At 65.5% G+C, this 12,939-nt stretch carries 7 protein-coding genes; all 7 read right to left on the reverse strand.

All coding sequences use genetic code 11. The annotated features are described in order from the left end of the window. A partial coding sequence (locus RR51_RS25105; protein WP_039615015.1) for a hypothetical protein occupies positions 1 to 944 on the reverse strand: 944 nt, incomplete at its 3' end. Beyond that, positions 944 to 7,198, reverse strand: coding sequence for a TipJ family phage tail tip protein (gene gpJ, locus RR51_RS28590; RefSeq protein WP_052261107.1), 6,255 nt, complete (start codon positions 7,196 to 7,198; stop codon positions 944 to 946). The genes RR51_RS25105 and gpJ, both read right to left, overlap by 1 nt. A 63-nt stretch (positions 7,199 to 7,261) precedes the next feature. Further along, a complete protein-coding gene (locus RR51_RS25115) occupies positions 7,262 to 7,852 on the reverse strand; it encodes a tail assembly protein (RefSeq protein ID WP_039615016.1) in 591 nt (196 codons plus the stop codon). Continuing rightward, positions 7,833 to 8,558 carry a C40 family peptidase gene (locus RR51_RS25120; RefSeq protein WP_039615017.1) on the reverse strand — a complete coding sequence of 242 codons (726 nt, stop codon included), beginning with the start codon at positions 8,556 to 8,558 and terminating at the stop codon, positions 7,833 to 7,835. Before RR51_RS25120 ends, RR51_RS25115 begins: the two co-directional genes overlap by 20 nt. A gap of 4 nt (positions 8,559 to 8,562) precedes the next feature. Continuing rightward, positions 8,563 to 9,312: a phage minor tail protein L gene (locus RR51_RS25125; protein ID WP_039615018.1), complete on the reverse strand. Its 750-nt coding sequence runs from the start codon at positions 9,310 to 9,312 to the stop codon at positions 8,563 to 8,565. Positions 9,313 to 9,320: 8 nt separating this feature from the next. Further along, positions 9,321 to 9,662 (reverse strand): phage tail protein, encoded by a 342-nt coding sequence (locus RR51_RS25130; protein ID WP_039615019.1) that lies wholly within the window; start codon positions 9,660 to 9,662, stop codon positions 9,321 to 9,323. 8 nt (positions 9,663 to 9,670) lie between these two features. Continuing rightward, positions 9,671 to 12,931 (reverse strand): tape measure protein, encoded by a 3,261-nt coding sequence (locus tag RR51_RS25135; protein WP_039615020.1) that lies wholly within the window; start codon positions 12,929 to 12,931, stop codon positions 9,671 to 9,673. Positions 12,932 to 12,939 lie beyond the last annotated feature (8 nt).

Consider the following 12,939-nt stretch of genomic DNA (forward strand, 5'->3'; position numbering starts at 1 on the left):
AAAAAACCGCCAAAATTGGCGCGAAATGGTTGGGTTGTTTGTCCAATGTTGGTTACAGAAAACAATGCATTTGCTAGAACATAGTCTTGGTAACTACCGGTCCAAGGCATCTGATTGCTGGGCGCATACCACGCGCCTCCTGTCAAAGGGTCGCCCGCCACAACAAAGGAGTTGGACGCAGGTTGGCCATTCAGCAGCGCCAGGTTAGCGGTGGTGACAAAGGTCCGATTGCCTGCGGCGTCCCGGACCGAGACTCCGTATTGCCCTGGAGCTGCATCCGGCACCCTGTAACTCGCACAGAACCAGTTGATCATCATCGGATACAGGGCAGCCTCCCCATGCCCGGGTTGGTAGTTCCAGGCTTTAAGCCTGAATCCTGTCCAGTTCCCCGGGCTACCTTTCACCGAAAAGTTACCGACCATCATGTAGTCATCGGCATTCAGAAAGACCATGGGTCGTTCATATGTGGTGATCGGCGCAGCAAAGTTCACATCAGCCCATTGAATCTGGTTCTTGCTACCAGGTCCTTGGAAGCCAATGTTGAACCTGCCGTTGTAACGAACCGTTAGCACCTGGTTGATTGAATCGATCTGCGTCCGAATGTTGTTGTTCGCAGCGCGGATGCCATAAGAGCCCGGCGCGGCGAATGGCTCACCACCCGTAGATAGGATCATCACTTGCCAGGTGCGGGTAGAGGGTTGCCGCAGTTGCAGCTGACCCGCCGAGTACCAGGCTTGTGGGCTGCTGGTGTTCTCTCCTCCGTCATACAGTGCATCCACGACCACGAATGACTGCGCTTGGATTTCGGGAATTGAGATGTACTGGTCGAACTCGCCGTTGCCGGTTACCTGCATCATTTTCAGCGACCGCACCGAAGTGATAGTCGTATCTAAGGTGATGGCTCCGGCCGCATCCCGCGTCCGAAGCCCATACAGATCAGCCATCAGGTCATCCTCCCCACTGCCGTCCGTTCCACACCGTTGGCGTCGTACACGTACAATCCGCCATTGTTGAGCAGCGTCGAACCGTTGGCATCCTGCCCCCTCAGCGTGAACGTACCGGCCTTGAAGTTGACCTCCAGCAGCGGAAGGCCTTGGGCGTTCAGGGTCTCCGACCTGATGGTCAGGCCGGCCACCAGTTCCTGGATGAACGCCTTGCTGATCAGGGCGGTGTTCATCATGACCTGTCCGTTTTCCACCACCAGGCCGGCCACGACGTTGCCGTTCAGGCCGTCAATGAACGCCACCCGCTGCGCCATCAGCAGGATTTCGCCCTCTTCACCATTGCTGCCGATGGCGATGCCCGAAACGACCTTTCGGCCGTTCTGGTTCGTCTCGACCTTCACCGTGGTTTGCGCCGACACCCGGCCGTTGATGTCAGCCATGACTTCGCTGACCTGCTGAACGGATGCGTTGGCGTTGCCCATCTGCGCCTGCATCGCTTCAACTTGCCGACCGATGGCTATGCCGTCCTCGATCCGCGCTGATTGCTCGGTCCAGACGCCGACCAAGCTGCCCGTGGCGCCGGCCATGCCGGTGCTGTCGCCTTCCATTTCCGGGTTCACCTGGACATACAGCCCGTCCAGGCGCGAGGCGTGCGCCGACAACTGCTCGCCCTGTTGCTGCACGCTCGATGACACCTGCTGCAAGGCTACCGACGAGGCGCCAGGACCCTGCCGGCCAACCGCAATCCAGTCGATCTCAAAGGCACCGCCCGACAGCGCGCCAACATCGATCCGCAGGCGGGTGATGGTGCTGGTCACCCAGTCGTTCCCACCGGCGAACAGGTTGGCCATGTCCCATTCAACGATGGCGCTCTCACCCACTGCGATGTTGGGGTTGGCCGTCCGAGCGATGTAGCCTCCCGCAAAGCCGTGCCCCGCCGTTTGGTAGAACAGCGAGCTGTCCCAATCCGAGGCGGCGCCCGCTTTGCGGGTGATCTTCATTTTGATCCGGTTGTAGAGCGCGCCGTTGATACTCACGATTGGGCTGACCAAGTTCGGGTCGTTCGCCGTGGCCGTTATGGTCACGCTCCCGGTACCGGCCGCCAGGGTGGCGTTGGTCGCGGTCCAGCCCTCGACGCCGGCATCAAACTGCCAAGTCCCTCCCGGCGCTGCATCCAGGCCGCCGGCACCGATAGCGCCGATGTTGTTGCGCAGCTCGTTGAGGGATTGCCCATGGCTGGTAAGGGTGTCGCCATGCTGGCCCACCGTTGTCGAAACGGCCTGCAGCGCAGCGGCCTCTGCCTTGGTGGCCACCTGCGTCAGCGCGCTGGCCGCCGCCGCCGCCGCGTCCGTGGCCACCTTGTCGGTCACCGACAGCCAGGCCGAGCCGTTCCAGCGTTTCGGCGTGTTGGCGTTGCCCGTGGCGTCGATCCACAGGTTTTGCGCCAAGCGCTTGTCCGCAGCCGGCGCAGCCGTGCCGTAGATCACCTCACCCTTGGCGCCGGCCGCCGTCGCGGCCGCCTGGGCGGCTTGCTGGGCGGTACCGACGTTCTGGTTGGTAACGGTCAGGTTGTTTTCCAGCTTGGTGAGTGCCGCGCCCTGCGAGGACTGACCTGCCTCGTTCTGCTCCACGCGGGCCGTAATGGCCTGCATGGCCGTCGCCTGACTGGCTGCGGCCTGCTCGGTCGACGGCCCGTAAGCCGTGGCTACCGCGCCTTCCTGGAACTGAACGTTGTCCATCTCGGACCAGACGGCAACGGTGGTCGACCCACCGTTCAGTACCCGGCCTGCCCACACCGTCACCGACACCGTGTCTGCCGGGGCGGTGGCCAGCAACACGAAGCGGCCATAGTCGGCGGTCAGCGTGTGCAGCGCTACCGGGGCGCTCAGCACGGCGCCGGCAGCGTCCCTAAACTGCAGGTACTGCCGGAATGCCACCCCCGGGGTGCCCCGGGCGAACACGCTCAGCGCATACTGCGCGCCGGGCCTGGCCTTCGGCCTGACCACGTTGTCGCCGCCATAGGCTAGGTCGACATACCCCCCCGCAGGAAGTGCAGGATGCTCCACGCGCTGGGCCTTGGTGCTCTGCGCCAAAGGCGAATCCACCATCGACGTCACGGTGCCGGCGACCGTGGCCCCGACGTTCCAATACTTGGCCCGGGCCGCCGTGGCCAGCTCTTCAAACGACGAGTTGGCCAGCAGGTTGTCCCCGCCGACGTTGCCGATCTGGCCGGTCAGCTGGGTCAGCGCGGTGCTCTGGCTGGTCAGGGTTGTGCCATGGCCTTTGACTTCGGTGTCCAGCGCTTGCAGCGCGGTGGCGTCGGCCTTGAGGTCCACCTTGGCCAGCGCGCTTGCCGCTGCCGCCGCCGCATCCGTGGCCACCTTGTCCGTCACCGCCACCCAGGCCGTGCCGGTCCAGCGTTTCGGCGTGTTGGCATTACCGGTGGTGTCGATCCAGATATTCTGCGCCAGGCGCTTATCAGCGGCGGGCGCCGTTGACCCGTAGATCACCTCGCCCTTGGCGCCGGCCGCCGTCGCAGCGGCCTGAGCGGCTTGCTGGGCGGCGGTGACGTTCTGGTTGGTGGTGGTCAGGCTGCTGCCCAGCGCGGTAGTTGCCGCTGCGTTGGCTTCATCCGCACTGATCCGGGCAGTGCGCTCATCAGTCACCGAGGCCACAGAGGCCGACGGGGCGACCTGGCCAGCCGCGATCCAGTCAACCTCAAACACATCACCAGTCGTGTTGCCCAGCCACAGGTAGAGCTGGGTGATGGTGTTGTTCACCCAGTCATCACCACCCGCCGTCAGCTGCGACATGTCCCAGTCCAGCACCACGCTTTGCCCCACGGCCAAGCCGGGGTTGGGAATGACTTTGCGGTATGCCGTGGATGAAGAGTGCCCAGCCGTGGCATAAGTCACCTGACCAAGCCAACCGCTGCCGGCACGCCGGGTGATCCGGCAGCGGATACGGTCCTGCTCGCGCCCCTTGAGGGCAAGCACAGGCGAGTTGATGCAATAGCTGGCAGCGCTCGGGGTCACGCTCAAGCGACCGTTTTCAACGGCCAGCGTGCAATTGGTGCCCGTCCACCCCTCCGCAGTGGTAGCAAATCCGTAGTTGAGCGCGGTATCAAACCCACCGGACTGAGCACGCACAGTGGCGATCTGCTCGGCCAAGGCGCTGTCTGCGGTAGTCCGCGCCGTGGCCTCGGTACCAATCGCCGCCGTGTTCGCCGCCGTGTTCGCCGCCAGGGTGTCAATCTGCCCGGCCATGGCGCTGTCAGCGTTGGTGCGCGCCGTTTTCTCGGCCTGAATCGCCGCCGCGTTGTCGCCGGTGGTGGCGGTCAGCACCTCGATTTTCTGCGTCAGCGCTTGGTCACCGCTCTGGCGCGCCGTGGCCTCGGCGGTCATCGCCGTGCCCCGGGCCTGCGCCTCAGCCAGCAAGCCCTGCGCACGCGCAGCGGCTTCGGCATCGATCTTCTGCGTGCGGGTCTGCGCCTCTGTCGCCAAGTCCTTGGACCGCTGCAGGGCCTCAGCGGCCACCCGCTGCGCCACGCTACCGGCCATGGTCGGCGGGCCATCGATCAAGTCGATGCGCTTGAACAGATCCTGCCCCAGTGCCCCCTTAACAATGTCTTCGGTCACCAGCTCCAGGTACTCGCTGGCATCGCTGCTGGAACGCCCGGCCAGCCAGCTGGTCCACGGACCGACGTTGCCCGAGGTGTCCACCAGGCGCGCCCGGAAGAACTTGATGATGCCCGGGGCCAGGCCGGTGAGTTCGTAGCCGCGCTGCGGGTACGGGTACATGCCCAGCAGCTGGGCACCGGTCTCCTGGCCCTGCTGGTTCTGCTGAACCTCGACATAGCGGGTGTCGTCGGCGCCGGCCGGGAAGGTCCAGGCCAGGCCGATGGCATAGGGCAGCGGCGAGGCGGTGAAGCTGGCCAGTGCCGGCGGCGCGCCTTCCTTGCCGCTGAGCACGGTTTCGTCGCTGTACGCCGGCAGACTCGACACCTCCAGCGGGTTGATGGCTCGCACCCGCACCGTGTAGCGGCCGGCATAGATGCCCGGCACCTCAAAGCCCAAGGCCGAACTGCGCGGCGCGGCGATCCAGGCGCCCGAGTCCTTGCGCCACTCGGCGCTGTAGGCCGTCGCCCCCGGCGCCGCTTGCCACTCGGCGCGCAGGGTGGTCACCGCCAAGCCCTGCTCGGTGCGGGTGTAGCTGCTCAGCTTGACCCCCTCCGGGGCCTGCTGGGTGCGCGCCGGCACCACGCTGATAGGCCGAGACTCCAGGCGCGTACCGCTGTCGACCTGATCGTACTTGCCGGGGTCGTTCATCATCCCCGAAATCGTAAACGTACTTCCCGAGCGCGACACTTTGGTCACGCGGTACTGCTGAATCACCAGGTCAGACGATTCGATACCCCACTGCGCCTGTGCCCGGGGCGGCTCGGAAAAGTCCGCCGTTACGGTAACGGTGCGCCCGGCGACGGCCTGCACGGTGCGCGCCTCGGCCTTGCCGCTGGGCAAGTTGACGATGAGGCGGTCACCGGCTTTGATCTGCACATTGCGGTCCAGGGTCAACTGTCGGCCGGCCGCGCTGCTGATCCGCCCGCCCAACTGGCGACCGGCCAACAAGGCGTCGGCCACCCCGATGATCCGCCCCGGCTTGGGAATGTAGCCCTCCAGGCCGGTGCTGAACGTGACTCCCCGGTCCACGCTGTTGGTCAGCAGTAGCCAGCGGCCTCGGCGGTTGGCCTCGCTCTGGCGGGTACAGCCAATCGCCGTGATTTCGGTCTGGTTGAAGTTGTAGCGGCGAATCAGCGCGGGTATCGATACCGGCTCCGGCTCGCTCTCATAAGCGTTATCCGGGTTGTCCCAGCTGACCAGCGCCGAGGAATAGCGGGTGCGCTCGGACTGCCCGGTGTACTGGAACTTGCCCTCGGTGACGTTGGAGCGGCTGAACACAAATTCCACATCCGACGGCTTGTCGGCCTGGAACACCATTTCGCTGCCGCTCCAGTACGAAATGCCCCGGAAGATCGCCGCGATGTCGCGGATCACCGTCCAGGCGTCGGCCCGGCTCTGGATGTACACGTTGCAGGTAAAGCGCGGCTCCTGGCCGCCCTTGCCATCGCTGACCCGCTCGTCACAGTAACGGGCGATTTCGTACAGCTCCCAGCGGTCCACCTTGGTCATGTCCAGGCGCCGGCCGAGGCCGAAACGCTTGTTCAGGATCAGGTCATACAGCACCCAGGCCGGGTTGTCGGTGAACGCCCATTTGAACGTGCCATCCCAAATGCCGGTGTAGGTGCGGCTGGCCGGGTCGTAGTTGTTCGGCACGCGAATGACGCGCATGTCGGCCTCGACCGACACCTTCGGGATGTTCTGGAACTGACTGGCGTCAAACTCGATGTAGAGCAAGGCAGTGTTGGGGTAGCGCAGCTTGGCGTCGATCACCTCGGTGATCGCCTCGACGCGCATGGTGTCGGCCACTTCGTTTTTGTTTTCGCTGTTCGGGGTAAGCCGGCGCACCCGCAGGCTCCAACCCTCGGTCGACTTGGGCAGGTCGATGCGGTGCGAGCGCTCATACTTGGAAGTGGTCTTGTCGTTGAGGGTGGCGGTCAGTACCTCCTGCCACCCGCCGTCGTGAACCGCCAGGTCAATGGCGTAGTCGATGCGGTAGCCCACCACATCGCCGTTGCTCAAGCGCTCCTGCAGGGTGGGCCAGGACAGGCGCACGCGGGCGGCAGAAAGCTCGGGGTTGGTGAGGCTGCGTACCCACGGGGTGTCGCTGCGCAGTTCCACGCCTACGCTGGTTTCGTTTTCGACCGCCGGCAGGCCGGGAATGTATTCCTGATGCTGGGTGCCAGGGCGGAACTCCCATTTCACCCCGGGGAAATTCTCGGTGCCGTCGACCGCAATCAGCGGCGTGCCATCAAGGAAGATCCGCCGACCGTCAAGGTTGCCGGCCCATTCCCCTTCGCCCAGGGCAAACAGCAGCTTGGCCCGGGCGACCGAGCGCACCGAATCCGGCGCTTCGACCGGGGTATGTACTTTCTCCGCGCCGCCCTTGCGGCCCTGCACCTGAGGCTTGCGCGCCGGCTTCGGCACCACCGGCGCCTTGGCTTCGGTCGAGGCCGTCACAGCGCCGCTACGGCGCGCTACGCGCTTGGCCGTGGGTTTGCCTTCGCCGGTTGCTTTCGGCGCGCTGGCAGCGGCCTTGCGCTTGCGTGGGGTAGGTTTGCGTTCTGCTTCGGCCATGTCGTTTCCTTCGGGCACAAAAAAACCGGCCTGAGCCGGTTTCGGGTGGATGCTGATCGCGGGTTACATCTTGTCTTCGGGGTGGATGCCGCCGGATATCAGCGCACCGCCGACAAGACGGCGGCCATAGCCGACCGCCACGGGGTTGCCTTGGGCCACGGTGGTGACTGCACCGCCAAAGGCATAGGATGGGGTGTTTTCGGCCTGCTCCTTGGTGTTCAGGCCAGCCGCCTGCGGCGACAGCATGGACACCACCCCGCCGGCCATCATGCCGACACCGGCGGCCCCCAAGGCAAAGTTTCCGGTCATGATCCCGCCGACCACCATGATCGCGCCCAGCACGGTCTGGAACAGCCCGGACTTTTTGCTGCCGGTCATCACCGGCGCAATGCGGATATCCGCTGCACCGGCGCCAAAGTCCAATTCGGCCTCGGGTAGGTTGCGCCGACCGACAAACACCGCATAGACCAGGCCGCGCTCCCGGCTGGTCTCCAGAAAGGCGCGAAAGCCCGGCACCTGCGCCGCCAGGGCGCGCATAGCCTCACGCGGCGAGGCCACCGCTAGGCGGTACTCACGGCCGAAACGGGCGCCGAGCACGCCATACAGGCGCACGCTGCGCAGCACCGGGGCCGCATTAGTTACCCGCATTGCCATGGGCAAGCTCCTTGTGGCGTAGGGTCAGAATGGTGCGCTCCTGCCAGTAACCGCCATACACCGCCCGCTCGCTCAGGCGGCCATACAGGTGATGGATCATCAGGCCATCACCGAGGTAGACGGCGGCGTGGTTCGGCTCCGGGGCCTGCACCTGCATGACGATCATGTCACCCGGCTGCAATGGCCCGGCGACCGGCACAAAACCCGCATCGGCGTAGAGCGTCATGTAGAGGTTTTCGCCACGGGTCCACCACTCGTCCGCCCGCGCATAATCGGGCAGCTCAATGTCGCGCTCCTGCTTGTGCCAATCACGCACGATCGCATAGCAGTCCCACACGCCGTGCACGAACGGCCGCCCCACCAGCGGAACAGGCGCGCCAGTGGGCACGATGGTGTTTAGATCGCCCTCGGGCCAGCTCAGGATGTGCCAGGGCAGGCCGCTGACCTCGCAGGAAGCGCGGTCATGGTCGCTGGCCCGGCTGGAGCCGTCCGGGTGGGAATGGACAATGCCGATGATGGTGCCAATGTCCTCCGCCTCAGCGTAGTCCTGGGGGTCCAGCTGGAATTGCTCGTTGGGGTTCTGTGCCAGGTTGGCACACGGCACGTAGGCATGCCGGCGGCCGAGCTGCACCACCAGGCCGCACGCCTCGCGGGGATACTCGCGGGCGGCATGTGCCGCTACTGCCTTGAGAATGTGCTTACGCATAGGGTCAGTTCCTCAGCAGCCCGGCGGCCGGAAAGCCGCCGAAGGGCAACGGGTTGTTGGCACCGAAGCGCGCTTTGCAGTCGCTCAGCCGTCCACCGCAGGCGTCCTTGGCCGGATCATCGGTGGGATTGCCGTCCTCATCGCTCACCGCCGGGCCGGTGTAGCCGCAATCGGCGCCGCGATACTCGTTACGCAAACACCACTCGCACATGCTGTGGATGATGCGCGCCGGGATTTGCTGGCCGTTGGAGTCCGCCGGCGAAGCCAGCTCCCAGGCCACCCACTCGCCGTCCTCGCTGACCTTGGCGTCGATATCCCAGTACTGCACCCGCTCTTCCAGCGGGTTGGCCTCGGGGTTGCCGGCGGCAAAGTTGCGCGCATCCAGGTAGTGGGCGAAGGTGTTACGGATGGTCACCCGCGCTTGCGCCAGGTCGTCAAACGCCAGGCACAGCGCGGAAATCGACGCATCCAAATTGCCCACAGTCAGGGTCGGCCGGGCGGCCGGCCCATCAGTGGAAATATCCAAGCCCTCGATCTTGGCCGGCCAGGACTTGTATTCCTGCCCCTGCCACCAGATGGACTTGGCCTGCAGCTCGGCGCCGGCATCGAGTGCGGCCCGAATTTCGTCCGGGGTGTGTTTGACCAGTGTGCTGTGGAAATACAGCACATCGCCGCCAAAGGCAGTGCAGTCGACTTCAAACAGCTGGATTTCGTCGCCCGGGTTGAGGCCCTGAACGTCTGCGGTAAAGCCCATGCGGCCCCCTAAGGATGGAATGCGGTGGTGAAAGTCACGGTCAGCACGTAGAAGTCGCCGCCCTTCGGCTCGAAGCCAATGCCGGTGGTGTAACGGAACAGACCAAGCTCGCCGGCCGGCGGGGTCCAGGCAAACGCCTTACCGCCGCGATGCCGGCGCAGAAAGTCGCGGATCGGCTGCACATAGGCCAGGCGCCCGGCAAAGGTCAGCGGCCAGGCCTCGGAGACGGCGTTAATGCCCTCGCCGGCGACCTGGCTGTAACCGTCGCCGTAGTCGTTTTCCCGCAGCCGCTGGGTTTCCTCACCGGTGGCGATGTTGCGGGCGTTCCAGGTGAATTGTTCAAGTGCCATGGGGTGTCCTATCGCTTGGTGATGGCCCGGCGAATGGTGCCGCCATCCGACAGGTCGCGGGCCAGCAGGCGGCGATACAGGTTCTCAACGAACTTGCCCAGCTCAGAACCGAACTGTTCCAGGCCGGCCGGCGCCTGCGTGCTGGCCGCCCCACTGCCGTCAATGGTGATGTGCACAACCACCGGCGCGCCGCCCGCCGAAGCGGCTGCTTTGCCGGCCTCGGCCGTGGCCAGAAAGTTCTTCAAGTCACCGTTGGTGCGCCGATCGACCACCCGTTCGCCTTGATCCAGCAACCAGGTGCCTTCACGCGGGATGTTGTCGATACCGTCGTGCGCCATACCGGCCAGGCTAGTGGCGGCGATCATGCCGACCGAGGCATAGCCCATACCACGCACCAGGGACGCGGCCGGGATACCCATGATCGGCCCAAGCTCCAGGGCCTTGGCCGCTGCCGTCTCGGTAGAAATGATCGCCTGCGCAATGCTCGCCGCCTTGCTGGCCAGGAACAGCACCTTGTAGGCCGTTGAGCCTTCCTGCCCCATCTGCGTCAGCATGTCCGCCGCGTTACTGGTAACGTCCGCGAACATGCCCAGCGTGGCGACCTTGTACGCGCTGCCCAGGCTGGTCATGCGGTCGTTATTAGTCTTGGTGATGGCCGCGACGTTATCGGCGTACTGCTGTTCGTTGATCAGCTTTTCGGAGAGGAACGTTTTCTGCCGCTCCAGCTCCTTGGCCTGCCACTTCTCCAGGTCCGCTTGGGCTTGGGAAACCTTGACCAGCTCGCCCGCCGCACCGCCCACCGTGGCATCCAGGCCGCTGAACTTCGGCGCCTTGGTGATGGCCGCCTTGCTGAACTGACTGGTGGCCTTGTCGTACTGCTCCGGGGTGACGCCGCCGGCGGCCTGTGCTTCCTTGAGCAAGCGCACCCGCTCACGCATTTGCGTCAGTAGCTTCTGCTCGGCCGTTTCCGATCCGGCAATCAGTTCCTTGTAGGCCTTCTGCGCGTCCAGCGCATCCTTGGCTGTGGCCGCCCGTTCCAGCTCCGTTTTCTGTAGCGCGGTCAGGCCTTTCAGCTCGCCTTGGGTCGTCTCGTAACGCACCTTGGCCAGCTCGGTGGTGGTGCCATGCACCGCTGCCTGCTCCTGCAGGGTGCGCAGCTGCCGCTTATACGCATCGTCCAGCTGCTTGGCCTTGCGCTCGGCCGCCTCGCTGGCCTGCTTGCTCTGGCGCGCGGATTCCTCGCGGGCCTTCTTCGCGATGGCCTCAGCATCCGCTGCCTTGGCCGCCGCACGGGCCTGCTCGGCCAGCTTGCGGCCGGCCTCGGTGTCGTCCAGGCCATCGGCCTTGATCGCCCGGTTAACCTCGCCCAGCTCGCTCGGGTCTTTGAGCTTGGCCGCCTGTTCGGTGTAGTTGGCAATGCGCTTTTCCCACGCGCTGATGGTGGTCTGACTGGGCGGCTGGATGCTGTTCAGCCCCTGACCAACCCCCTCGGCCGCCGTCTTGGCGCCCTCCATGACGCCATTGAGCGTACTGATCTGGTCGCCCAGCACGCTGACTTGGCCAATGGTGTCGGCGTACTGGCCGGCCAGCTGCTGCAGGGTGGAGCGCACTTCCTCGTTCGGCTGAATGGTGTTGGCCAGGTTCTGCGTGGCCTGATCCACATCGATCCCGCCGGCGATGCTGCGCCGGAAGTTGGCTGCGGCCGCTGTTCGCTGGTACTGGTTGGCCCCGAACCGCTGCCCGCCGGCGTAGTCACCGGATGGCCCCTGCGCGACCGCCTGCATTTCCTTGACGATCGCTGCCGCTCGGGTCTTGGCTTCCTCCTGCTGCTCGAGCAACTTGGCCAGGATCGGGCGACGCTGGGCATTGCCCAGTTCCTCCCACTCCTTGCGCAGTTCCGCGATCGGCCGTTTCAGGTCGGTGGCCGCCGTGTTGGCCGCGTCGGCGTTGGAGCTGAACAGCAGGAAGCCGGCGGCGGTGCCGGCGACCAGGGCGGCCAGGCCGACCGGCCCGCCCAGTAGCGACAGCAGCCCGGCACCGGCCCGGGCGCCAAGGGACGCGGCCGCCGCGTTGGCGGTCTGCGCTGCCGTCAGCGCGGTGGTGGCCTCCAGCTCGGCCAGCTTGGCCGCCGTCAGCGCCCGGGATGCCGCCGCCGCTTCCACCGTGCTGGTGGCGAACGCCACCCGGCGCTGTGCGGCGATTACATCCGCCTGGGCTACCCGTAGCGCCATGGCCGCCGAATCCATCTGCGCGGCGGTCCGGCCAATCTCGGCCGAGGCCGCCGCCCGGGACGCGCTGACCTGTGCCCGCAGAGCGCTGACCGCCTCCAGCGAACGCCGGGTCAGGAACGTCACGCCGGTGGCCGCAGCGCCCGCAGCCAGCAAGTCCAGGTTGTTGCCGGCCAAGGTCAGGGCTGACGACAGCGCTTGCGTGCTGCCGGTCGCCCCGTCCATGCCGCCCACCCAGGCCTGCAGGGCGTTTTTCAGCGTGGTGAAGCCCGAACTGACCGAGCCGGGCATCTGTTTGTATTCTTCGCGCAGCACGCCCAACTGGCTGATCAACGCCGGCACGACCTTATCAATGGTCAGCTTGCCATCGTCGGCCATGCCCTTGAGTTCACGGCGTTGCACGCCCATACCAGCCGCCAGGGCGCGGATGATCCGGTCACCGCTTTCGTTGACGGCGTTGAATTCCTCGCCGCGCAGCACGCCTTGGGCGAGCGCCTGCGCCATTTGCGTCACGACCGAGCCGGTTTCCTCGGCACTGGCCCCGGACACCTGCAGACCGGTGGCCAGCACCTCGGTCAGCTTCACCGCATCGTTCGAGGTGTAGCCGAATTCGCGCAGCGAGGCGGCCGAGCGGGAGAACAGGTTGGCGTTGGAGCCGAACGCGGTCCCGGTCCTTTGCGAGATTTCAAAGATGGCTTTCTGGTTGTCCAGAAAATCGGCCTGGCTGGCCGACGCCAGCTTGAGCCGCGCATTCACCGAATTCCAGTCATCGGCCATGGCGATGATGCTGCCGGCGGCCAGCGCACCGGCCATGGTGCGGAAGTAATCCCCCGCCGTGGCGGTCAGGCCCTGCAGAGCGCCGTTCTGCGCTTCAATCGCCGCCTGCTGGGAACGCCACCCGGCCGCCGCTTCGCGGTTGCCCTGGGCGATGGTGCGTAGATACCCCTGGCCCATCCGGCTGGCCCGCGACATTTCGCGCTGATAGGCGCTGGTTTCGGCCGAGACGCTGACCACCAGGGATCGCAAGGTTTGCCCTGCCATGTGCAACC

The sequence above is a fragment of the Pseudomonas sp. C5pp genome, from assembly GCF_000814065.1.
Classification (GTDB): Bacteria; Pseudomonadota; Gammaproteobacteria; order Pseudomonadales; family Pseudomonadaceae; genus Aquipseudomonas; species Aquipseudomonas asiatica.

What these genes read in the sequence shown, in the direction of transcription:
- gpJ (WP_052261107.1), bottom strand. Translation starts at nt 7,198, where the DNA reads ATGGCCGAAGCAGAACGCAAACCTACCCCACGCAAGCGCAAGGCCGCT.
- RR51_RS25115 (WP_039615016.1), bottom strand. Translation starts at nt 7,852, where the DNA reads ATGGCAATGCGGGTAACTAATGCGGCCCCGGTGCTGCGCAGCGTGCGC.
- RR51_RS25135 (WP_039615020.1), bottom strand. Translation starts at nt 12,931, where the DNA reads ATGGCAGGGCAAACCTTGCGATCCCTGGTGGTCAGCGTCTCGGCCGAA.
- RR51_RS25120 (WP_039615017.1), bottom strand. Translation starts at nt 8,558, where the DNA reads ATGCGTAAGCACATTCTCAAGGCAGTAGCGGCACATGCCGCCCGCGAG.
- RR51_RS25130 (WP_039615019.1), bottom strand. Translation starts at nt 9,662, where the DNA reads ATGGCACTTGAACAATTCACCTGGAACGCCCGCAACATCGCCACCGGT.
- RR51_RS25125 (WP_039615018.1), bottom strand. Translation starts at nt 9,312, where the DNA reads ATGGGCTTTACCGCAGACGTTCAGGGCCTCAACCCGGGCGACGAAATC.